This is a genomic window from Psychrobacter sp. BF1 (assembly GCF_019279065.1).
GTDB lineage: Bacteria > Pseudomonadota > Gammaproteobacteria > Pseudomonadales > Moraxellaceae > Psychrobacter > Psychrobacter urativorans.
In genome coordinates, this window is record NZ_JAGYWV010000003.1 from 173239 (window position 1) to 196574 (window position 23336).

General features: G+C 42.8%; 21 protein-coding genes. 10 read left to right on the forward strand and 11 right to left on the reverse strand.

Translation table 11 applies throughout. The annotated features are described in order from the left end of the window. The first annotated feature begins 265 nt into the window (after nt 1–265). Nucleotides 266–529 carry a glutaredoxin 3 gene (gene grxC, locus KZA12_RS05560; RefSeq protein WP_201623630.1) on the forward strand — a complete coding sequence of 88 codons (264 nt, stop codon included), beginning with the start codon at nt 266–268 and terminating at the stop codon, nt 527–529. Nucleotides 530–591: 62 nt separating this feature from the next. Then, nucleotides 592–1065: a protein-export chaperone SecB gene (secB, locus tag KZA12_RS05565; protein WP_218689593.1), complete on the forward strand. Its 474-nt coding sequence runs from the start codon at nt 592–594 to the stop codon at nt 1063–1065. A 250-nt stretch (nt 1066–1315) separates the two neighbouring features. On the opposite strand, the gene adk is transcribed toward secB, so the two are convergent. The 6 genes from adk to KZA12_RS05595 form a co-directional block, all read right to left on the reverse strand. Further along, nucleotides 1316–1981: an adenylate kinase gene (gene adk / locus KZA12_RS05570; protein ID WP_201623629.1), complete on the reverse strand. Its 666-nt coding sequence runs from the start codon at nt 1979–1981 to the stop codon at nt 1316–1318. 253 nt (nt 1982–2234) lie between these two features. Then, complete coding sequence (gene ccmI / locus KZA12_RS05575) at nt 2235–3518, reverse strand: c-type cytochrome biogenesis protein CcmI (protein WP_201623628.1); 1284 nt, start codon at nt 3516–3518, stop codon at nt 2235–2237. Next, the gene (locus KZA12_RS05580) at nt 3515–4015 is read right to left on the reverse strand and encodes a cytochrome c-type biogenesis protein (RefSeq protein WP_373416588.1); all 501 of its coding nucleotides are present in this window, start codon (nt 4013–4015) and stop codon (nt 3515–3517) included. Before KZA12_RS05580 ends, ccmI begins: the two co-directional genes overlap by 4 nt. A gap of 89 nt (nt 4016–4104) precedes the next feature. After that, a complete protein-coding gene (locus KZA12_RS05585; RefSeq protein ID WP_227677295.1) occupies nt 4105–4698 on the reverse strand; it encodes a DsbE family thiol:disulfide interchange protein in 594 nt (197 codons plus the stop codon). Nucleotides 4699–4816: 118 nt separating this feature from the next. Beyond that, nucleotides 4817–6874, reverse strand: coding sequence for a heme lyase CcmF/NrfE family subunit (locus KZA12_RS05590; protein ID WP_218689517.1), 2058 nt, complete (start codon nt 6872–6874; stop codon nt 4817–4819). 344 nt (nt 6875–7218) lie between these two features. Next, complete coding sequence (locus tag KZA12_RS05595) at nt 7219–8553, reverse strand: hypothetical protein (RefSeq protein ID WP_218689518.1); 1335 nt, start codon at nt 8551–8553, stop codon at nt 7219–7221. Between the two features lie 422 nt (nt 8554–8975). Between KZA12_RS05595 and mrdA the strand changes: the two genes are divergently transcribed. The 8 genes from mrdA to scpB all read left to right on the forward strand — a co-directional run bounded on the left by mrdA (nt 8976) and on the right by scpB (nt 17414). Further along, on the forward strand, nt 8976–10991 hold the full coding sequence (mrdA, locus tag KZA12_RS05600; RefSeq protein WP_218689519.1) for a penicillin-binding protein 2: 2016 nt from the start codon (nt 8976–8978) through the stop codon (nt 10989–10991). Nucleotides 10992–11112: 121 nt separating this feature from the next. Next, on the forward strand, nt 11113–11907 hold the full coding sequence (locus KZA12_RS05605) for an RsmD family RNA methyltransferase (protein ID WP_373416584.1): 795 nt from the start codon (nt 11113–11115) through the stop codon (nt 11905–11907). A gap of 273 nt (nt 11908–12180) precedes the next feature. After that, the gene (gene rplM, locus KZA12_RS05610) at nt 12181–12609 is read left to right on the forward strand and encodes a 50S ribosomal protein L13 (protein ID WP_201623622.1); all 429 of its coding nucleotides are present in this window, start codon (nt 12181–12183) and stop codon (nt 12607–12609) included. A gap of 10 nt (nt 12610–12619) precedes the next feature. Next, nucleotides 12620–13006, forward strand: coding sequence for a 30S ribosomal protein S9 (gene rpsI, locus KZA12_RS05615; RefSeq protein WP_201623621.1), 387 nt, complete (start codon nt 12620–12622; stop codon nt 13004–13006). A gap of 261 nt (nt 13007–13267) precedes the next feature. Continuing rightward, the gene (locus KZA12_RS05620; protein WP_218689520.1) at nt 13268–14365 is read left to right on the forward strand and encodes a lipid A biosynthesis acyltransferase; all 1098 of its coding nucleotides are present in this window, start codon (nt 13268–13270) and stop codon (nt 14363–14365) included. A 192-nt stretch (nt 14366–14557) separates the two neighbouring features. Continuing rightward, nucleotides 14558–15634, forward strand: coding sequence for a tryptophan--tRNA ligase (locus KZA12_RS05625; protein WP_218689521.1), 1077 nt, complete (start codon nt 14558–14560; stop codon nt 15632–15634). Nucleotides 15635–15747: 113 nt separating this feature from the next. Continuing rightward, the gene (locus KZA12_RS05630) at nt 15748–16611 is read left to right on the forward strand and encodes a ScpA family protein (protein WP_256932839.1); all 864 of its coding nucleotides are present in this window, start codon (nt 15748–15750) and stop codon (nt 16609–16611) included. A gap of 182 nt (nt 16612–16793) precedes the next feature. Next, on the forward strand, nt 16794–17414 hold the full coding sequence (gene scpB, locus KZA12_RS05635; RefSeq protein WP_218689522.1) for an SMC-Scp complex subunit ScpB: 621 nt from the start codon (nt 16794–16796) through the stop codon (nt 17412–17414). Between the two features lie 175 nt (nt 17415–17589). On the opposite strand, the gene KZA12_RS05640 is transcribed toward scpB, so the two are convergent. The 5 genes from KZA12_RS05640 to KZA12_RS05660 form a co-directional block, all read right to left on the reverse strand. Further along, nucleotides 17590–19041 carry a capsule assembly Wzi family protein gene (locus KZA12_RS05640; protein WP_218689523.1) on the reverse strand — a complete coding sequence of 484 codons (1452 nt, stop codon included), beginning with the start codon at nt 19039–19041 and terminating at the stop codon, nt 17590–17592. 141 nt (nt 19042–19182) lie between these two features. Then, nucleotides 19183–20391 carry a DegT/DnrJ/EryC1/StrS aminotransferase family protein gene (locus KZA12_RS05645; protein ID WP_218689524.1) on the reverse strand — a complete coding sequence of 403 codons (1209 nt, stop codon included), beginning with the start codon at nt 20389–20391 and terminating at the stop codon, nt 19183–19185. A gap of 155 nt (nt 20392–20546) precedes the next feature. Next, nucleotides 20547–21560, reverse strand: a complete 1014-nt coding sequence (locus KZA12_RS05650) for a 3-oxoacyl-ACP synthase III family protein (RefSeq protein ID WP_218689525.1) — start codon at nt 21558–21560, stop codon at nt 20547–20549. Between the two features lie 9 nt (nt 21561–21569). Beyond that, entirely contained in the window at nt 21570–22325 is a 756-nt protein-coding gene (locus KZA12_RS05655) for an SDR family NAD(P)-dependent oxidoreductase (RefSeq protein WP_218689526.1), read from the reverse strand. Nucleotides 22326–22329: 4 nt separating this feature from the next. Beyond that, nucleotides 22330–23328, reverse strand: a complete 999-nt coding sequence (locus KZA12_RS05660) for a ketoacyl-ACP synthase III (RefSeq protein ID WP_218689527.1) — start codon at nt 23326–23328, stop codon at nt 22330–22332. Nucleotides 23329–23336 lie beyond the last annotated feature (8 nt).

Genomic DNA, 23336 nt, shown 5'->3' on the forward strand with positions numbered 1-23336 from the left:
GGTGGTTGCCTTGTCATGGCAGTGAGAAATAAAAAAGACATCATAATACTATGGTGTCTTTTTTATTTCTCATTTGTAGTTCAGTTATGACTATTTACTCGATTATAGCTAGTTGCGCTTGAATTAATAACCCTCAACCCCACTTTATAACTGAAGATAGACAAATACCTACTAACTATTAATTTATTATTAGCGGTAATCATTATATTATAGCCTCGGTACTGTCTTAACCCTATATAATCAACAAACCTATCAAGGAATTATTATGACTGTATCTGTAAAAGTATATACTACTCCTATCTGCCCATACTGCTCAAACGCCAAACAATTATTAAAAAATAAAGGGGTTGAGTATGAAGAAGTTGGCATGCATGATATTAGCAGCGAAGAGCGTCGCGAGCTGATGAAAAAAACCAATAATTATCGCACAGTACCTCAGATATTCATTGGCGATACTTTTGTTGGTGGCTTTGATGAGCTGAATCAGCTTAATCAACAAGGCAAGCTTGACGAATTATTAGCAGGCTAATAATTCACTATTCAAGTGAGCTAATTCTAAGATAACCATAAAATTTTAATTTTTGAGGAAATATCATGGCTGACGAACAAGTACAACCACAACTAGCCCTAGAACGCATTTACGTTAAAGATATGTCATTAGAAGTACCAGGCGCAGAAGTGTTCACTAAAGAGTGGAACCCTGAGCTAGACATCAATCTTTCGAGCAATGCTGAAAAGCTTGATGACGATCATTATCAAGTTATCTTGACTGTGAGCGTTACTGCTAAGAACGCTGAACAACCGGCTTTTATCGCTGAGGTACATCAAGCAGGTATCTTCTTATTGAAGAATATTCCTGAAGATCAAATAGGCCAAATCTTAGGTGCTTATTGCCCTAACGTTTTGTTCCCTTATGCTCGTGAAGTGATCAGCGACATCGTTACTCGTGGTAGTTTCCCGCAGTTACTACTAGCTCCTGTTAACTTTGATCAGGCTTATGCCCAAAGCCAAGAGCAAGCTGGCGACTCAGCAAATGCTCAAATAGACGCTGAAGGCAAAGCGTAAGTTTTTAAGCTGTAGTTGGTTATAAAAAAGCCGTCATCTTAGCTAAGGTGACGGCTTTTTTAGCTGCTGATTACCAGCATAAAAAAACCTCAATTATTTAAGTTGAGGTTTTTTGGCTAACTATTAGTTCAGTGAAGCTAGTTCAGTGAATCTAGTTCAGTGAAGCTAGTTCAGTGAATCTAGTTCAGTGAAGCTAGTTTAATAAAGCTAATGAAGCCAAATCATTTTAGCAAAATTAGCTACGTGAACCTTACCCTTTTAATGCAGTCAAAATCTGCTGTTTAACAGTATCAATAGCTTGCGTACCATCGAACTTATCATAATCAGGAGCACTGTTAGCATTAGCACTTTGCTTGGCTTGATCTTGGTAAAAGCCTACTAAAGTAGAAGTTTGCTGATGATAAGTGGCTAAACGCTCACGGATAGTAGACTCTTTGTCATCTTCACGTTGAATCAACGCTTCGCCAGTGACATCATCAAGGCCTTCTTGCTTAGGAGGATTATGATCAATGTGATAAACACGACCTGAGCCAGCATGTTGACGACGACCTGATAGACGCTTGACGATCTCATCATCAGGAACGCTGATTTCAATCACATGATTGATCGCCACATCTGCTTCTGCAAGGGCTTGTGCTTGTGGGATAGTACGTGGGAAACCATCAAAAATACAGCCATTAGCACAGTCAGGCTTGGCAATGCGCTCTTTCACTAAATTGATAATTAGATCATCAGAGACTAAGCCACCAGCATTCATAATGCCTTGCGCCTGTTGGCCAAGCTCGCTGCCTTCTTTGATAGCAGCGCGGAGCATATCACCAGTTGAGATTTGCGGGATATCATACTCTTTTGAGATAAACTGAGCTTGGGTGCCCTTACCGGCGCCTGGCGGTCCTAGCAAAATAATGCGCATCATTGTACGACTCTCCTTAATGAGTGGGATTGGTAGATAAAACCTAGGGATTGTTAAATGGTAAAGCTTACCTTACCTTGCAGCTTTGTAAACCTCAAGTATTTTTAACCTGAGAGTGATAGCTGGCTATGACTTGACTGTTCATATAAATTGATTGCACGCTACAGTCGTCAGCTAAAACGTGCTAGATTTATGAGAAGATTTATCACTACTATAAGCGATAGTACTTATTTATCACTACTATAAACGATAGTCATTAAGGTACTTGCTCATTAATCTCAACCTTGACTTGGTTTTGTTCAGCGCTTATCACTATCGGATTACCCGATAGATCACCAGATTCAGCAATGGCATTACCCGTGTGACTGACGCGGGCAACGACTACCAATTTAGTTTTTTCGCTACGTGCCATTTGAATAGTACGCTCAGGCATCATAGCGTCGAGATCACTCAAGCTGATAGTGGCTTGGCCTTGCTTAATAATGCTAATAGGTAAGCGTTTAGCAGCAAACGGTGGCCCTCCCTTCACATCACGAATAGCCACAAACAACACATCATCAGCCTTTATCAAAGGCAATAAGCTGGCGTTAATAGTTACGGTCACATCGATCCCTAGCGCCGCTTGTTTTTTCTGCGTAGAGACATTAGCACTCAGCTCGTCCAAACTTGCTAAAGCTTTGCTATGATCACCCGGCTTAGCGGCGATATTATCGCGTAAGCGCTTGATCCAACCTTGAGCTTGCTGATAGTTACTACCACGAGCCTCACCCATAGCCATCAGCATTTGCGCGCCTTCATGCTGTGGATTTTTGGCTAATACGTCCTGCAATACTCGGCGAGTATTAGTATCGAGCTGGCCTTGATTGGCAAAAAAGCTAATCTGGGCATAAGTAGTAGCGATCTCTTCATTATCAGGAGCTAAGCGATAAGCCCGTGATAGTGACTCTATGGCTGAGTCAGTAGACTCAAGTGATAAGAACAGTTCTGACAAACGCATCCAACGATCAGGATCATCAGCATGGCGATGGACATTGCTTTGCATAGCGGTAATAAGCTGACGCCCATCGTCTTCGATCGCCCACGCTGGTGGCTGGTCAAGCTTACCAGTTAATAGATCATCAGCAACTTGACCGACTTTGTCTTCAGCCGACCAGAAGTTAAATACGGGCGTGCGATCACCGATTAATAGATAAGCCAATGCTGTTAATGCTGGCACCCAAATGATAAGTAATAAGCGGTTCTTTACGCCTGGAACAACCATAGGTTCTATTTGGCGCTGTGCATCTAATAGCTGTCTTTCAAGCTCAAGCTTTTGATTTTGATAGTGACTGTCATCGATAGTGCCCGTATCTTTATCGATCTTAAGCTCAGCCAAACGCTCACGGAATACTGCGATATTAATATCTAATAACTGATTATCTACCGGTTTGTTTTGTGCGCGCTTAGCACGCAGCCAAGGCATCACCACGATGATCGACAGTACTACAGTAATCAATAAGCTTAGAGCAATAAATAAGCCGAGTGTAGAGAATTGGGTCATTTTTTGTCCTCGGTGCTAGTAATGTCACGATCAAAGCCATTAGCGCTGTCAGAACGTGATAATAAACGCTCCAATTCAGCCTTTTCAGTAGCATTTAATGGGGTAGTAGTATGATCTACCGATGGCCCACTCTGACCACGTGCGGTAAGCTGACGGCGTTTGGTTTGCCAAAACCAGCCAGCGATTAGCAAGATGAGTAGTAACGGTGGGAAAAACCACAATATCCAAGTAGAAGGACGTACTGGCGGCTTATAACTGATAAAGTCGCCATAACGCTCTTGCATATAATCGCGAATTTCGCCGTCACTGCGACCTTCTTTGATTAGATCATATGTCTTTTGCTTTAGATCTTGGGCAATAGGAGCATCAGATCCAGCCAAGTTTTGATTTTGACATTTTGGGCAGCGTAGCTCTGCGATCAGGCCTCGGTACTGAGCTTCTTGCTGTACTGAGTCAAAATCATAGACATCAATAGCAGCATTAGCAGTCATACTCATGATAGTAGCCAGCAGCGCAGCTAACCCTAAGGCTAGCCACTTAGAGACTTGACGATTTTTGAGTAGGTTGATGCTTATTAAATTAAATATCATTGGCAGACCTCCGCAACTTGAGCTGGATCGAGGGCGGTAGCATTATCGCTAGCTTCATTGAGTATCTTCAAACAAGGCATAATACGCTCTTGCCAATTGGCTTCATTAATCTCACCAATAATATGCTGACGAATAACTCTATCTCCATCAACTATAAAAGTCTCAGGAGCACCAGTTAAGCCTAAGTCTAAGGCGAACTCTCCCTTTGAATCTTGAATAGACATCGAGAACGGATCGCCACGCTGGTTTAAGTAGCTAAGCGCATTACCAATGTCATCTTTATAATTGACCCCAATAATGTTCACGCCTCGTTCTTCAAGCTGCATCAAAAAAGGGTGCTCGACGATACAAGTAGGACACCAGGAGCCCCAGACGTTCATTAAAAATGGCTTATTGGGCAAATTACTATTAGTCATATTACGACTAGTGTCAGACAATAATGGCAGCTCAAAGGTAGGAACTGGACGCTCAAGCGCGGTATTAGTCACAATCTCTGTCGGCTTACCTAAGCGCATATAAAGCATAACTACTATGCCAAAAAACACTATTAGCGGAATCAAGAACCATAGCTTCATCTGCTTTGGTTTCATGGTGTTGCTAGCACGCTTGCCGTTATTAGTGTTATTGATATTAGTATTATCGATATTAGTGTTAGCACTATTGTTAAGGTCATCGTTTTGATCAGGATTATGGTTTGAAGTAGTCATTCTACTGCTCCCCTGTCGTCGATGCCGTAGTCGTTACTGCTTTATTCAAAGCCTTAGTTTCTGCCTCAAGGCTCAAATTGCTGCTAGTTAGAGTATCCGTAGCTAAAAGGGTAGACTGAGGTTTTTTGATGCGATAGCGTCTATCAAGCATACTTATTAAGCCACCTAAAGCCATAATAATAGCGCCCAACCAAATCCAACGGATCAACGGCTTCACATAAATACGTACTGCCCACTGATTGCTATCTGCAGCGATAGGCTCGCCTAAAGCCACATAGAAATCACGCATAATACTGGCATCAATAGCAGCTTCCGTCATTGGCATCATGCTCACAACGTAAGTACGTTTTTCAGGATACAGAGTTGCCACTGAGCGGCCCTCTTTACTGACTTCTACTTTAGCTTGCGTGGCATCAAAGTTACTGCCTTTAACTTCTTTAAAGTCGGTAACAGCAAAATCGTAGCCTTGCACCGTTACTGTATCACCAAGCCCCAGCGCTACATCGCGCTCGATACTTAAGCTGCTGGTAAAGGCCACTCCAATAACTGCTATTAACACTCCAATATGGGCTGTTTGTTGACCCCAATAGCTTAAGCGTAACTGGCGTAAACCCTTAAACAGGCTAGGGGCATTTTTGGTCTTATCTTTAAAATCAACCACCATCCATAGCAATACCCAAAAGCTTACGGCTAAAGTTACGCCGATATTGAGCATAGAGGACGGGCTAACAAAGTAAGTAATAATTGCCGCTAGCACTAAGCTGCTGACCGCAATCACCATACCAACGCCCAATAGTGGACGGCTGTCTTTTTTCCAACGGATATTAGAGCCCATACCCATCGCTATCAATAGCAGCCATGTTAGCGGTACAAACAGCGCATTGAAGTACGGAGGGCCTACTGAAACTTGACCTAAACTAAAGGCATCAGCGATGATAGGATATAAAGTACCTAGTAGCACCACTAAAGTTGAGATCAGAATAATGGCATTGTTGATGACTAAAAAAGACTCGCGAGAAACCAGTTGATACTGACTCTCCACCGTCAAGCGCCAGCCACGAACCGCAAACATCAGTAGACCACCACCGATGATTATGCCCAAAATAGCTAAAATAACTAAGCCACGAGTTGGGTCAGCTGCGAATGAATGCACTGAAGTGATAACCCCAGAGCGCACTAAAAAAGTACCGAGTAAACTAAGCGCAAAGGCAAAGATAGCCAGCATGATAGTCCAAGCTTTGAACACGCCACGCTTTTCGGTAACGGCTAACGAATGAATCAACGCTAGACCAGCCAACCAAGGCATCAACGAAGCATTCTCTACTGGATCCCAAAACCACCAACCGCCCCAGCCAAGCTCGTAATAAGCCCACCATGAGCCCAAGGCAATACCTACAGTCAAGAAACCCCAAGCGGCTAGCGCCCAAGGCCGTGACCAACGAGTCCAGACCGCATCTAAACGACCTTCCCATAGCGCCGCCATACAAAAGGCAAAGGGCACTACCATACCGACATAACCCATATACAGCATAGGGGGATGGATAATAAGACCAAAATCTTGTAATACTGGATTAAGATCTGCACCATCGACAATTAGATTAGGTAGAGTGCGATCAAAAGGTGAGGAAGTAAAGATTAGCATGGCCAGCATCATCAGCTGCACCCCTGCTAATATTACTAATACTCGTGCTCGCATAGATAACGGTAAGCCACGGCTGAAATAAGATACTAAGGCACACCAAGTGGCCATAATAGTCATCCACAGTAGCAATGAGCCTTCGTGTCCACCCCAAGTTGCTGATAACTTATAGTACCAAGGCAACAAAGTGTTGGAATGCTGAGCGACATAAGCCAAGCTAAAATCATTGTAATAAAAGCCTGCCATCAACGCCCCAAATGAGAAGGCCATAGCGGCAAACTGTGCCCAAGCTAAGCTTGGTGCCAAACGCTGCCAAGCGACACGACCTTGCACGATCCCTACGGTTGGCAACACGACCTGCAAGATCGCTAAGATAAAGGCGGCCAGCAAGGCCAAATAACCTAATTCTGTGATTAACATACGGTCTAACCTTGTTATACGCTAATAGTTTGCTGTAGCAGCTTGGTCGACTTATAACTGGCCAAGACACTTAGCGTCTGTTACGAATTTTTGACGGTTTTAACGGTGGTTTTTTATACGATTACGGCTATAGATGATTATTTGCTGTGTTTGTCTTAGTTGATGCTTTATTTAACTTACTTATCAGCCTGTTCTACTGTTTTAATTATAATTGCACTATTCTACTTTGACGGTTCTGACAAAAATAATGACTTCATCTGTAGGGATACTATGCTAATGATATTTTGATGGTGCTTAAGGTTATCAGCTTCAATATGTCACTATAAAAATTCATCATTAATCACTTAACTAACTGCTGGCAGGAATACTAGAACCAAATGCAACCAACCCGCTAAGAAGCCAGTAATACCACCTAATATAATCAAGGTTAATTCATCCTCTTGAAAGGCTGGGCGTAATAAGTTTTGAAATTCGCGCGGCGACAAAGCACGGATACGGTCACGAAATAAGCCAAATATTTTGCTAGCACGACTCTCATTCAATTCAGGATCACGCATCGGTATCATAGTAGCGCTGATCGACTTATCAATAATAGTGTTCTTTAGCTGACCAAATTCACGACGACCTAGTCCCATACGTAAAGTAGTATTGACTAACGGTGAATCCAACACCTCATATAGATGCGACTTCATGAGCTCACGAGTTTGTGCCGCCCGCTCGCCATACATCATCTCGTTCATGATATTCTCAAGAGTGACCAAGTCTTTTACCACAATCTCAGCGAACACCTCAGAGACTTCCTCTTGACGCTTCATAAAGCCGCCCTGCCAGCGAAACTGGGTAATATGGGGCACTTGTAACTTGATAAAAGGAAAGCCTTTACGCCAACAAAAGAATTTTATACAAGGAATAAATTTAGGTTCTATCGGGTTAAATACCATCCAAATAGCAATCCAGTTGGTCAGTAAGCCCCACACTGCCGCAAAGAAAGGGACCGTCCAATGCACTGGTACTACCAAAAAAATAAACATCTGGATAACACCAAATATCAAACCAATCAGCGCACTGATATGCCAAATAAAGTTGATCTCATGTTGACCAACTTTTAAGAACATATTGACCATCAAGCGTCGATCGCTCTCCATCTTATTGACGATCATCTGCCGCATATCGACTAAGTCCTCGACATGATAAGTCAAGTCAGTCACTAGCGACTGCATGATGCCTGGCAGCTGTTGATGAGCTTGGGTATACAGACGCCGCTTTAAGGCATAGGGAATATTATTCCACAAGGTCTCTGAGCGCTCAAGCATGATCTCATCGATTAAAGATTCGAGGTTTTGATCAACAGTATCAGTAATGAATACTGCCATTTGCTCAGGCTCCATCGCCTGAAAGAATTCATCAAGCGAGCCTAGTTTAGATAAGGTTTGGTCAACAATAACCCCTGATATCTTGCCAGCTTTACGCGGCACTATACCTTGCCAGCCTATTCCAGGTAAGCCAAAAAAAGGAAAGTTTGGGATACGAATACCCCGAAACTTAATAGGGTAAAACAGCATCTTTAGTGCCATCCATACATGTATCCAAGTGACAAATGCGGTCACTGGCGGTATGGTCAGCATGGCAAGGAACTCTGGATGCTCAGCAAGCGTCTGCCATATTGAAGTTGCAACCATGACTGTTTATACCCCTGACATAAGGATTAGCTTTAATCTACAGTCATAACTAATGACTGATTACTAAAACAATGTTTTTAGCAAAAATGCTATAAAATAAACCGCCTGATTTTAACATACTTGCCATTTATTAGCACGGCTTACTAGTTAAGCTCAATGACTGTTGGTACTACCCTTAATCTCACTAGATTGAGCTTTTATTGTCCTTTTTTTTGTCATCACTACTAATACAGGTTATTGTTTTAGCAGAATTAACTGTTAATGCACCCCTTCGGTTAGTGATTACCGGCCCTTGATCTAGCAAACCACAATTGCTAGGGCGAAGGCAACAGAGTCTATTTTGTTCTGTTATAATTTGCTACTGATCGCCGTGGCTAGCCTTAATACTTTTGCGCGACTTAATAATTTGGTACTGACTTTACATGAATAAACCGCTTACGCCAGATACTGAACTAGTGAACCGCATTTTTATGCAGCGAATTATTATTTTTGGGTTGATTATAGTGGTAGGACTAAGTGGCCTGCTACTGCGCTACGGCTATTTGCAAGTTTATGCTCATGAACAGTATTTAACTAACGCTGATAATAACCGCATCAAACTGATATCAGCCCCGCCCAGCCGTGGCTACATCTATGACCGTAACGGCATAATATTGGCGGACAATCAGCCAGTATTTACCGCTATGCTAAGCCCCGATGAAGTCACTAACCCTGAACGTACGCTAACTTTATTAGCTCCTATCTTTGAGCTAACGGCTAGCGATATAACTGACATTTTAGCCCGTATTAGTCGCAGCAAAAACGATCCCGTCACCATAAAAATCGATGTGACTGAAAAGCAATTGGCGCAGTTTAGTGAGCGCAAACCTTTCTTTCATGGCGTTAACATTCAAAGCAAGCTAACTCGCTCTTATCCTTATGACGACCTGTTCGCCCATGTTATTGGCTATGTTGGTCGTATTAATGATAAAGAGACCAAAACCATCGATAAGGATCGCTACGCTGGTACTGATCTAATCGGCAAAATTGGTATTGAGGACTTCTATGAAGATATTTTGCTTGGGCAGCCTGGCTATCAGTCGGTAGAAACCGATGCCCACGGTAATATCTTGCGCCAGTTAGAGTCAAAAGCCCCAACAGCCGGTAATGACATCACTTTAAGCTTAGACTATGGCCTGCAAACGATAGCTCAACAGCAGCTCGATGGTCGTCGTGGCGCTATTGTGGCGATAGACCCTAAAAACGGTGATGTATTAGCGTTCGTCAGTAATCCAAGTTACGATCCTAATCCTTTTATATCAGGTATCTCTTTTAAAGATTACGGCGAGCTGCGAGATGATCTCGATCAGCCGATGTATAACCGAGCGCTGCAAGGTATGTATCCGCCAGGCTCCACTATCAAGCCGTTTGAAGGGCTGGGTGGTCTGCATTACGGTCTACGTAACTGGGATACTACGATTTATGACCCAGGCTATTTTAGCTTGCCTGGTGACTCGCATCGTTTCCGTGACTGGAAGCGTGGCGGACACGGTACAGTCAACCTCAATAAATCTATCGCCATGTCGGTCGATACTTATTACTACAAGTTGGCTTATGAGATGGGTATCCAGCGCCTGCATGACTGGATGGTACGCTTTGGCTTTGGTGAACAGACGGGAATTGACTTGCCTAATGAAAAGTCCGGTATTATGCCTTCGCCGCAATGGAAAAAAGACACTTACAATAAAAGCTGGTTACCTGGTGAGACTATCTCTGTCAGTATTGGCCAAGGGTACTTTTTATCCACGCCCTTACAGATTGCTAATGCTACGGCGATGACGGCTAACCAAGGCTATCATATTACCCCGCATCTACTAAAGAGTAGCGTAGGTAGCGCTGAAGTCGATATCATCACTAAGCCTGACGGCAAGATAGAATATAATGGCGAGCCCTCTGACTGGCTACGCATGCATAGCGCCATGGAAAACGTGGTAAAAGGCGGTACTGGTCGCGGCATTTATACTGATCGCTATCGTATCGCTGGCAAGACGGGTACCGCGCAAGTAAAATCAATCGCGCAAGGCAAAAGCTATAATAAAGCGGCTTTGGATAAACGCCATTGGGATCACGCTTGGTTCAATGGCTTTGCCCCAGTAGATGATCCACAAATCGCCCTTGCGGTACTAGTAGAAAACGGTGGTGGAGGTAGTGCGGTAGCCGCTCCTATCGGTCGTGCCTTATTCGATTACTGGGTAATACAACGCAAAAATGACCCTATCTTACCGCCGAGCGCGGAACAGCTTGCTATTATTAAACGTCAAAAAGCGGTGGATAAAGCGGCTCGTGATTTAATACGTGATCAACAGCAGGCGCTAAAAGAACAAGCTGAAGCTGAGGCCAAAGCTGCAACAGCAATTACTACAGCAGCGACAGTGACAACCGCAACCACAAGCGGCTAAATTCCCAACCGTTAACTCTGTTAAAATAGCCGCAGATTAACAATAGCTAGCTTAGTTTGCCGTTGGCGCAAAACCTAGCCCCTTTTAATAAAATAACGTCATAGAATAAGATAAAGACCTTATGAAAAAGCCAGTATCTTCCCGTAAAGTAACTGCTAAACCTGCCAATAAAGGTAATACTAAAATGGCTTCTAAAGCTAAAAGTGCTACTGCTGGCGAAGTCCGTATTATCGGTGGGCAGTTCAAGCGGCGCAGTATTAGCTTTATCGATGCGCAAGGGTTACGCCCTACCCCTGATCGCCTGAGGGAAACGCTGTTCAATTGGCTAATTGCTGACATCCATGGCGCACGTGTACTCGATAGCTGTGCCGGTAGCGGGGTATTAGGCTTTGAGGCCTTGTCACGTGGCGCAGCGCATTGCACTTTTATTGAAATGAATGCTGTGCAAAGTCAGCGCTTACGGTACAGCGCAGAACAGCTGCGTCTTGACGCTACTCAGTACCAAGTCATTCAAGGGCAAGCCGAGCAAGTGTTAAAAAAACCAGCAGAGTTTTTGCTAAGCTTGTCACCGTGCCTGTTAGCACAATCAACGTCAGCATCAACGCCAATAGATGCCCAGGACTCTAAGCAAAATAGTGAGCACTATGTCAGCCCTTTTAATCTGGTTTTTATTGATCCGCCTTACGCTGATGACTTATGGCAGCCTATTTTGACTGCCTTAATCGAGCACCAGTGGATTGATGCTACTAGTGTTATCTACCTAGAAGCGGATAAAGATCTGACCGAGCAATTGGCTGTGTTAGCGGCTACTCTTAGGCAAAATGCGCCTACAGCAGACTTTCAAGGTTTTGACTGTCTAAAACAAACCAAAGTCGGACAAGTTGTCGCTGGACTTTACACGCTAGCATCGTCATAATCGAACAGCTTATGCTATGATTTATTAATAGCTACTTATTTATTAGCGGCTACTACTTATTGTAAACCATCCATTTTGCATAAAAAAAGCAGCTGATAATCGCTAAAACTTACCAAAAAATGGTCAAATATACTGTTTTAATGGTAAGCCTGCGAAAATAAACCCCAATGCAGCTTGCAACAATCTACGCTACTGCTTATAATGTGCAGTCTGTTTTTTGAGAGCCCCGTTCCCAGCTAAACTCTCAACGAATTCTAAATTTAAGGTTTTATCATGAAAACACTTAGTGCAAAACCAGCTGAAGTGACCCATGACTGGTTTGTCGTAGATGCTGACGGCAAAACTCTTGGTCGCTTAGCCACTCAAATCGCTAGTCGCTTACGTGGCAAGCATAAGACTTGTTATACTCCGCATGTTGACACTGGTGACTTTATTGTCGTTATCAATGCCGAAAAAATCGCGGTTACTGGTAAAAAAGCGCAAGACAAAAAGTACTATCGTCACACTGGTTATCCAGGTGGGATTAAAGAAACTAACTTCACCAAGCTGATTGCACATAAGCCTGAAGATGTTTTACACAAAGCAGTTAAAGGTATGCTACCAAAGGGCCCTCTTGGCTATGCGATGATCAAGAAGCTGAAACTATATGCGGGAACTGAACATCCGCATGAAGCCCAGCAACCTAAAGAACTAGACATCTAAGGATACACTTATGGAACGCAATTACGGAACTGGTCGTCGTAAGACTTCTACTGCTCGCGTCTTTTTAGCTAAAGGTACTGGTAGCATTGTCGTTAACGGCAAGCCACTTGATGAGTATTTTAGCCGTGAAACTTCACGTATGGTTGTTCGTCAGCCACTAGAGTTACTTGACTCTATTACTGCTTATGACCTTTATATCACTGTTAAAGGTGGTGGTATTAGTGGTCAAGCTGGCGCTATTCGCCACGGTATCACTCGTGCCCTAGTTGAGCTTGACGAAACTAACAAGCCTGCGCTTAAAGCAGCTGGTTTTGTTACTCGTGACTCACGTCAAGTTGAACGTAAGAAAGTTGGTCTACGTAAAGCACGTAAACGTCCACAATTTTCAAAACGTTAATCAAAGCTATTATTTATTGGTTTATGGCTACTGCTCTTATTATAAGAATAAGCTAGCTATAAGTGATAAATTAGTAGATTTGCAAAACCTTATAAGTGGTTTACCGCTTATAAGGTTTTTTTATGGCTGATAAAATATAGAAAGATTGACTCGCTAACCAATCCATAACCTCAAACCTCCTCATTGCCTAAAAAACCAGCTTGCAAAGTCGTCAGAGCTGCCCCATCATAACAGTACCTTTTCTGCATCAGTCTTAATACCATGAAAGCGCCTGAACAGTTTGATCCTAGCAAAATAACTAAGTCCAGTGCTCCTAGCGCTTCGCCCTCTAAGGCGCTACAGCAAGGCAAATCACCAGCTATTCCTGTTGGTACGCCTACGATTACTCAGACCCACAAGCAAACTAACGCTGCCGTCAAAAAGCCGTTTGAAATGCGCTTGTTAATGCCACAGTATTGGGGTATATGGCTGCTGTTGGCGCTGATATTACCCTTAGTATATTTGCCACTACGCTGGCAGTTTTGGTTAGGTCGTAAGCTAGGTATTAGCCTCTATAAGCTAATCGGCTCACGCCGCCGTGATACGCTGATTAATTTAAAATTAGCCTTTCCGGAAAAGCCAGAAGTTGAGCGCGAACTAATGGCCAAGCAAGTCTTCGTTAACCAAGGTATCGGTGTATTCGAGACTTTATGCGCTTGGTATCGTCCGAATGTTTTTACTCGTACCGTATCGATCTCAGGATTACAGCATCTAATCACTGCTCAGAATGAAGGACGAGCCGTTATTTTATTAGGGGCCCACTACACTTTGTTAGATCTGGGTGGTATGCTTTGTACTCAGTTTTTTCCGATGGATGGCATGTATCGACCGCAGAACAATGCCCTACTCGATTGGTTGGTTTATAACGGCCGTAGTAGTATTTTGAGTAAGCAAATCTCTAGTCGTGATATGCGTAGTGTGGTTAGCTCTATTAAAGCCGGCCATGTCATTTGGTATTCGCCGGATCAAGATTATGGTCTTAAACAAGGGGTGATGGCTCCATTTTTTGGTGTTCCGGCAGCTACTCTTACAGCGACACGGCGACTAGCTGTAATAGGAGATAAAGCAAGGCTCCCTGCTGTCATGGCGCTACATACCTATCGACAAACCCCTGACAATATACCTAAAGGCAAACGGCCCCATTATCATTTAACTATCACTCCTGAACTGGACAACTATCCTAGTAATGATGCCGTTACTGATGCTACTCGAGTTAATGAGCTGCTAGAAGGTTTGATTCGTATCGATCCTACCCAATGGATGTGGTTTCATCGACGTTTCAAAAATGGTCCGAATGGACGCACTGACATCTACAAGTAATATAAGCTAACTGATATGAGCGCCAATGCAAATTTGCTATACTTCACTTCTTTAGTAAGCTTTAGTAAGCCTCAGTAAGCTTCAGTCGCCTTGACACCGTTTAACAGAACCCTAATGACATTTTAATAAAACATGCATAACCCTTTAATAGCACCTTAATAACACCTTAATAAAGACGGATACGGATTTTTCATGAATAATAATGACAGTGTGACCCCTTTGAATAGCCAACAGCCCGCCAAACGTGTGTTAACAGGTATTAAACCGACTGGTACTCTACATTTGGGCAATTATGTTGGTGCTATTCGCCCAGCTATTGAATCGATTAAAAACAGTGATGATGAAGCTTTTTTCTTTTTGGCAGATTATCACGGTATTATTGGCTGTCATGATCCTGCTGTGATTCATGAATCTACTAAATCGATTGCGGCTACTTGGTTGGCTTGTGGCCTAGATCCTGAGCGTGTCACTTTTTATCGTCAGTCCGATGTGCCAGAGATTCCAGAATTGGCTTGGATTCTTAATTGCTCTTGTGCTAAAGGTCTAATGAATCGTGCCCATGCTTATAAAGCTTCAGTCGATGTCAATGTAGCTAATAGTGTTGATGCTGACCAAGGCGTTACTATGGGGCTATTTGGCTATCCGGTATTAATGGCTGCCGACATCTTAATGTTCAACGCCACTCATGTGCCTGTTGGTCGTGATCAGATTCAGCATATCGAGATGGCTCGTGATATCGCTGGTACTTTTAATCATAGATATAAGCCGCTATTCACTATGCCAACTGCGGTAGTCGATGATGCAACTCCCTTATTGACTGGGCTTGATGGCCGTAAAATGAGCAAAAGCTATGGCAACACTATCCCCCTATTTGGTGATATGAACCCACAACTGAGCTCAGAGAAGCAGATGCATAAAGCGATTATGAAGATCGTTACTAACTCGCAATTACCTAACGAGCCAAAAGACCCTGATGATTCCGCTATATTCGAAATCTATAAAGCCTTTGCTAGTGCTGAAGAAGTCGCAGCTATGCGTGAGCAATTCGCTACTGGTATTGGCTGGGGTGAGGCCAAACAAGCGCTATTTGAAAAAATAAACAATGAGATTGCACCATTCCGCGCTCGTTACCAAGAGCTGATGAATAATCCAATACAATTAGAAGAAATACTACAAATGGGAGCGGATAAAGCCCGTCGCCATAGCCGTAAACAGTTGGATAAAACTCGTCGTGCTATCGGCATCCGTCCGCTTGCTAAGCTTAAGTAATAGTCCTTATTCAATACAAACTATTTGTACGCTGGGTTTTTAACCCAGCATTTCAATTTTACTAAGTTTCAAGCTGGGTTTTTAACCCAGCCTACGCTAATAATTTTAGACAGTTGAACGCGGGGTCTATTGCCATAAATATCGATACAAATGACAGTACTCAAAGTAATAGTAATTTGCGCATTTATCAGACGCCAGTGCAGCACTTACCAGCAGACTTGTATGTGCCACCGCAAGCGTTTGCCATTTGGCTAGAGCAGTTTGCCGGACCGCTAGACTTTTTACTTTATCTAGTCAAAAAGAACAACGTCGATCTCACTCAGATGCCGATACTGCCTATCACTGAGCAATATTTGGCTTATATCGGCGAGCTGGATACCGATCATTTTGAATTGGCGGGTGACTATCTACTGATGGCATCGACCCTAATTGCTATTAAGTCTGAGCTGTTATTACCTAAGCGGCAAAACCCAACTGATGAGCGTGACCCAAAAGCTGAGCTGATAGAACGCCTAGAAGCTTATGCGCAAATTAAAGAGGCGAGCCTGCGTTTAGACACCTTAGTACGTCTTGAGCGTGACGTATTCTTAGCACTAGTTAGCATGCCTAATCAAGATATTATGCAAGCTGAACTGCCGAGCTATTCACCGAATTTATTGATCGAAAGCTTGTTTAAGATGCAATTGCAGGCTAACTATCAACTGCAAACGCATACGGTAAAAGTAGATGCTGTACCTTTAGCTGATCGTATTGCCAGCATCAGCCGCCAGCTTAGTACTAATGGAGTGCATTGTTTTTATCAGCTGTTAGATAGATCGCAAGGCAGAATCGGGGTAGTGGTTAGCTTTGTAGCAGTACTAGAGTTAATGAAGCGCCAATTGGTCGGGGTGGTCAAAGCAGATAGTGTTATTAATAATGAGCAAAGCAGTGAAGGCGATCATCAAACTAACAAGTTAACTCTGCAATGGTTAGCTTAGGCTGACTTTTATGGATTTTAATTTTTAATTTTTAATTTTAATTTTAATTTTTAATAATAAAAATGCTAAAGCTTAACGTAGTGCTTTAGCAACTTATGCCATTGGTGGATTACGCTGCGCTAATGGTAGTACCCTTTCAACTGTTGCAAAAATTTTAACCCACTCTTTAGAGCAGTATGCTAATGACCAACCTTGATAACCCTAAAGATCACTCTACAAATAATAATTCTACAAGCAATGATCCTAAAGGCAATCCTGAAGATCACCACCCTGATAAACACCAAAGTATCAGTCTAGATATCGAAGTACTGCTGCATGCCTCCGAAGCGCCGCTAACGGCTAGTAGTATTAGACAGTACTTGTCTATATCCACTAAAGAGCTGCAACTGGCTTTAGAGATATTACAACAGCGTTTAGATAACGGGGTGTTAAGTCTTACTGAGACTGCCAGCGGCTATCGCTTACAAGTAGCAGACCAGTACAGCGCTTTAATCCAGCAAGTGTTCCCGCAGCGTCAACAGCGCCTTAGCCAAGCCTTGCTAGAGACTCTAAGTGTCATTGCATATAAGCAGCCAGTGACTCGTAGTGACATTGAGTACGTACGTGGAGTGACTTTATCTAGTGGTATTTTAAGACAGCTGTTCGATAAAGGTTGGATAATTGAGGAAGGTTATAAAGACACTTTAGGTCGACCTGCGCTATTGCATACTACCGCGCAGTTCTTAGATGCTTTTGGGCTGACAGATTTAGAGCAGCTGCCCCCTATGCCGGATTTGGCAGCAGTTGGTTCAGTATCTAACTGAGCATTTAGTGGCTAATAGCGCTGTTATAAACTATGGTTATAAAAAAGGGTCTATTGATAATTCAATAGACCCTTTTTATGTACAGATATCTTTAATAAAAAACCATTTAGCCCACTGATGTTAAAACTATAGACTTAATAATTACAGATATGAGCTTATAACTATAAATTTAAAATTAGTAAGTCTTTAACTGTAAGCCTATACCAGCACCAATCTCAGTCGACTGGGTATCTGAATCAACAGCCCATAGTCTAGTACTAATCGTCGTTAATGGCTGTAGCTGATGTTCCCAAGACACATCAATAGCGGTTAACTTATCGGTAGTTGGGAAAGCTTGGTTAATGCCCTCATCTGCTTGGTTTACTTTAGCATGCTGTAATTTTGCATTGATAAAATTACGCTCATCCAACCATAGTTTACCACCGACTGAAATACTCTCAGCATCACCACCTAATGAATGACCTAGCGGATAGCCTTGTTGATAATAGCCATCAGTATAAATACTATGATCGTAAGATATGCCTTGTACTTTACCGCCAGTACGAGTATCGGCATATTCAGCATAGAGCTGATAAGGCTTACCATAAGCAGCTGAAGCGTAGTCGACACCCGCTAAATACATATTTTTAGCTGGCAGTGCGCCGGCTTCATCTTCGCCTACTAGCTGCGCATAGATCCCAGCAGGGACATTAATCAAAGGCGCTAAACTCAAACGCGCATCAAAACCGGCCAGCTGATTAGCAGGATCGCCATTCTCATTACCACCATTATCTTTAGTACCTAAAACGGCATCGGTAAAAGATCTAATATTCTGTGGTCGACCTTCACCGCCCCACATAAAGGTACGCGAAGCTCCTAACTCTAGCCAAGGCCAAGGACTAGCGGTAAGACGCGCGCCGAATAACTTGGTATCAGGTATAGCGTTGTAATCCTCCAGCTGACCGGCGAACAGCTGATACTGCCAAGGGCCTACCCAAGATAAGTACGGCGAGACTGGCGCTGCTTGCTGATCACGCTGCATAGTAATACCAGTAACGGGAATACTAGCATCACCTCTAATCAGGCTGCCATCAGTACCTGGTCCCCACCATGCTGGAATTTTGCCCGCTACTAGCCACTGATTGGCCAGCTTACCGGCGACATAAGAGCCTTCAAAGCTAACATCAGAGCCGTCTTCAATGAGCTTGTCATTCTTTAGATTGGCTTGTAGATTGAACTCTAGATTGTCTTCGCTAAGCCCTACAGAGCCACTGATCTGCTGCCCAGCCAACTGGTTATCCGCAAAAGTCTGTGGTAACTGCTGACGATTGGCCTGTAAATACAGGCCTACATCGGCATGGACTATCGAATTAGGGTTTTGCTTAAGTTTGGTAGCTACTGACTGTAATAGCTGCTGCTGCGCAGGCGTTGTCGCCTTAGCCGTACTCAAACCACGTTTGATTTCATTGGCCGTTAATGGCCAAGTGCTAGTAGTAATCTGCGTCACGCCTTGACTATTGAGCCAGTCAATATCAGCCTTTAGCCGCAGATCATTCATATATAGGTTTTGTCCCGATGCCGTTGTCGATAAGATAGAAACTATCGATACTACACCGGCCGTTAATACCGTAACTAACTTTTTATTCATAAGGGTCTGCTTCTATAGCGATGTTTAATAATGGCTGTATTTTTACAAAGTACTAGGGTTAAAAAACCCAGCAGTATTTGATAGGTTTTTTATTAATATAGGTTTTTATTAACAATATATACCACTATTATACAGCAGTTATTATTGGCTAGAAGCATTCATATTAGTGAACACAGTATCGATAGCCGCTACGGTCTGCTCAATCTCAGCGCTAGTCAAGGTTGGATGTACTAAGAACATCAAGCTAGTCTCACCCAACTGTTTAGCGATAGGCAACCTAGTTTCAGGACGCAGTCCGGTATTATCAAAGGCTTTTTCTAAATAGACCTCAGAGGCCGACCCTGAGAAGCAAGGTACCTTAAGCGCATTAATCTCAGCGATGATACGATCGCGTGACCAGTCTGCAGGCAAGTTGTCCGACTCTACGTAGACATAGAGCTTATAGTAGCCATGAGTCGAGTCAGTAAAAGCTGGCGTATGCTCTAATCTAGGGACAGATAAATACCCCTTGGCTTGCCATTTATCACATTCATCCAGTATGGCGTGGGCATTTGCCGTACGCTTGGCGGTCCACTCGCTCATGCGGGTGAGCTGAATACGGCCAATCACCGCTTGCATCTCTGTCATGCGCCAGTTAGTACCGAAGCTCTCATGTAGCCAGCGATAGCCTGGGGGATGGTCAGTCTCATAGACAGCGGCATAGCTCTTGCCATGATCTTTATAGGCCCACATCTTGCGCCATAGCTGCTCGTCATTGGTGGTGACCATACCGCCTTCACCGCCCGTAGTCATAATCTTATCTTGGCAAAAGCTCCAAGCACTAATATGACCGATACTGCCGATGCTACGCCCTTTATAGCGAGTGCCATGGGCTTGGGCGCAGTCCTCTATGACATACAGATTATGCTGCTCTGCAAGCGCCATAATAGCATCCATATCACAAGGCCAGCCTGCTAAATGCACACAGACTATAGCTTTAGTCTTAGGAGTAATAACGGCAGCTATAGTCTCAGCGTTGATATTACCTGTAGTGGCTTCCACATCAGCGAAGACTGGAGTAGCACCAGCATTAACCACTGAAGAAATACTAGCGATAAAGGTACGAGGAGTGACCACAACTTCATCACCAGCTGTGATACCTAAGGCTTGCAAGGCCACATCTAATGCTAAAGTACCATTACCTAGAGCGATAGCATAGTTGCTGTCTGCCCAGTCTGCAAATTCTTTTTCAAACTCGCGGCATTCTTGCCCAGTCCAATAATTTACCTTATTGGAGAGTAATACTTGGCTGACCGCATCCGCTTCTTCTTGAGTGAAGCTAGGCCATGGTGAAAATGGAGTGTTTAGCATAGAATAATCTCTATTATTATAAAATCTGAAGGCTTAGTTTTTCGCTGTACAGATAGTAATTTCTATTTGGTTAGGGCTATGGCAGGATTACCAACACTCTTAACTACAGTGGTACCTGAGCACACAATGATAATTAAGCTGTATCTAAAATGTGCCTACCACTCAATAATTGTTCCAGCCCATGAATATCCAACGCCAAATCCAACCAATAATATACGATCCCCGGCTTTAAATTTTTGCTCAGCAATAGCTTTTTTTATACCTAAAGGAATAGTAGAAGACACTGTATTACCGTAACGCTCATAGGATGTTAAAAAGCGCTCTTCAGAAAAACCTGTCTTAGATCTAAGTTTATCGAGCATAAACTTATTAGCCTGATGAAATATCACATAATCAATATCATCTTTATTTAAATTAGCTTTTTCTAATAAAGTATCAACACTAGATGGAACAGTCTTCATTGTGAATAGAAGAATTTCAGCACCGTTCATATATAAGTTCTTCGATGCTCTTACATTGCCTGATGTATCTTCAGTCAAAACAGAGGAAGCATCAGTGATAGGATTTTTACTACCGCCATCAGGCACTATTAAGTTATCACCACCATTACCATCAGTACCAAATACAAAAGGACCAATTAAGTCATGGCTAGATTCTTTACCTTTGATTAAGGTTGCGGTCGCAGCATCACCAAATAGCGTACGCACGCTCTTATCACCTGCAGCAATATGTTTAGAGTATGCTTCAGATGTAATCAATAAAATATTGCTAGCCTGCCCAGTCTCAATCAAGCCCTTGGCAAGACTCAACCCATACACATAACCTGAACAACCTAAATTAAAATCTAAAGCGCCGCAGGATGTCGACAAACCAAGCTCAGATTGAACCAAACATGCGGTTGTAGGTAAAAAATAATCAGGACTCTGTGTACAGAGCAATACATAATCTATCGTGCTTTTATCAATTGCATGCTCAGATATTAATGACTCCGCTGCAGCAACAGACATCTCAGATATAGTCTGATCTGCATGACAGATATGTCGAGTATGTATACCCGTTTTTGAAAAAATCTTGTCAACGCTCCAACTAGGAAACTCAAGCGCTAAATCTTCATTGGTTAATGTATTCTCAGGTAAGTAAGAACTTACTGCAGCAATATAAGCTTTCATATTAATTCCTTAATGAGCACTGTAACCACCATCCACATATAATGTTGTACCTGTAACCCAGCGCGACATACTACTAGTTAAAAAAGCAGCGGCATAGGCAACATCTTCAGGAGTACCTAAACCTAATGGGTGCTTGTCAGCTATAGCCCTATATTGTTCAGAAGTCAGCTGTTGGCTAAACTCTTTAGCCATTTCCGTTTGTACATGCCCAGGTGCAATACAGTTAACCCGTATTTTGAGTCTTGCTAACTCAAGCGCCAAAGATTTAGATAGACCTTGTAACGCTGCCTTAGAAGCGGCATAAGTGGAAATAGCTGGCTCACCACATACTGCGGCCACTGAACTTAAGAAAATCAAACTTAGACCCTGCGGATTGAAACGCCCTTTTCTACTGATACTTTTAGCTAAAAACTGTGCACTCTTAACATTAGCATTAAAAATCTCATCAAAATGAGTTTCTTTTAATACTTTCACTGGCAAAGTTTTTTGCACACCAGCACAATGCACAACACCATCCAAAGGCCCCATTTCACTAACTATAGACTTAATAAGCTGCTCAATATCGTCTGGCGAGTCTAGATTAGCGCAAAGAGAAAAATGCTTGTCACCTTGTAATTCATTAAAAGTCTCTATCAAGCGCTCTTGATTGCGACCTGTAACAATAACTTTAGCGCCTTGTTGACTAAAGAAAATAGCAGTTCGCTTACCGATACCTGATGATGCACCTGTTATAAGCACCACTTTATCTTTAAGTAAATTATGCATTATGTTACACCTCAACAACAGCTAATAAAGCAGTCTCAGACAAGTCAGCATAAACAGCACCCCAAGACAAACCAACCCCAAAACCTGCCATCAATATAGCATCTGTATTGACAATATTTTGGCTGCATAGCGTGAGAGGTATAGACGCACTGCTTGTATTGCCGTATTCAACAATACTTAAAGGTACTTGCTCTGCAGTAAAACCAGACTTTTTAGATAGGTGCTTCAACATAAAGCGATTGGCTTGGTGATAGATACATGCATTAATATCCTCACTTGCAACACCTAACTCAGCCATAAAGCTATTGAGCATTTCAGGTACAGCAGCAAGTGTAAACTGAAAAACCTCACCCCCATCCATAGCTAAGTATGCTGAAGACATACCACGTTCAGAATTGTCTTGTATACTTTTATCTTTTGCTATGATGTGCTCAAAACCAGTACCATCAGAGCCTAATGTAAAGCTTAGTCTTTTGCCTGTCTTTTTCTGCAACGCAGTTGCTGTGCCTGCATCACCGAATAGCAAACTTGTACTTCTGTCGTCTTTATTGACGATTTTACTAATAGTATCACCAACAAGTAGTAACACCCTATCAACACCAGAATTGATTAGACTTGCGGCTAAATATAGCCCGTACACATAGCCAGAGCAGCCTAAATTCACATCAAAAGCGATAGTTTTTTTACTTAAACCTAGTTTTGCTTGCAACACACAAGCTGTAGCTGGAAGCTGATAATCAGGTGTTTGACTGACGAAAATTAGCGCCCCAATGCTTTCAGGCTCCCATTCCAAACTTTTAATAACTCGAACAGCAGATTCATAACAAAAATCTGATGTTGTTTGCGTTACGTTAGCTATGCGGCGTGTTTCGACACCAATATTTTTAATTATTTTTTTGACTTCGGCCTCACCAAAACTTTCAGCTAGACTAAAGTTATTAATTTTATCTGCTGGCACAGTTGATGCTATAGCTGCAATATCAACATCACTAATATTTAACATATGAACTC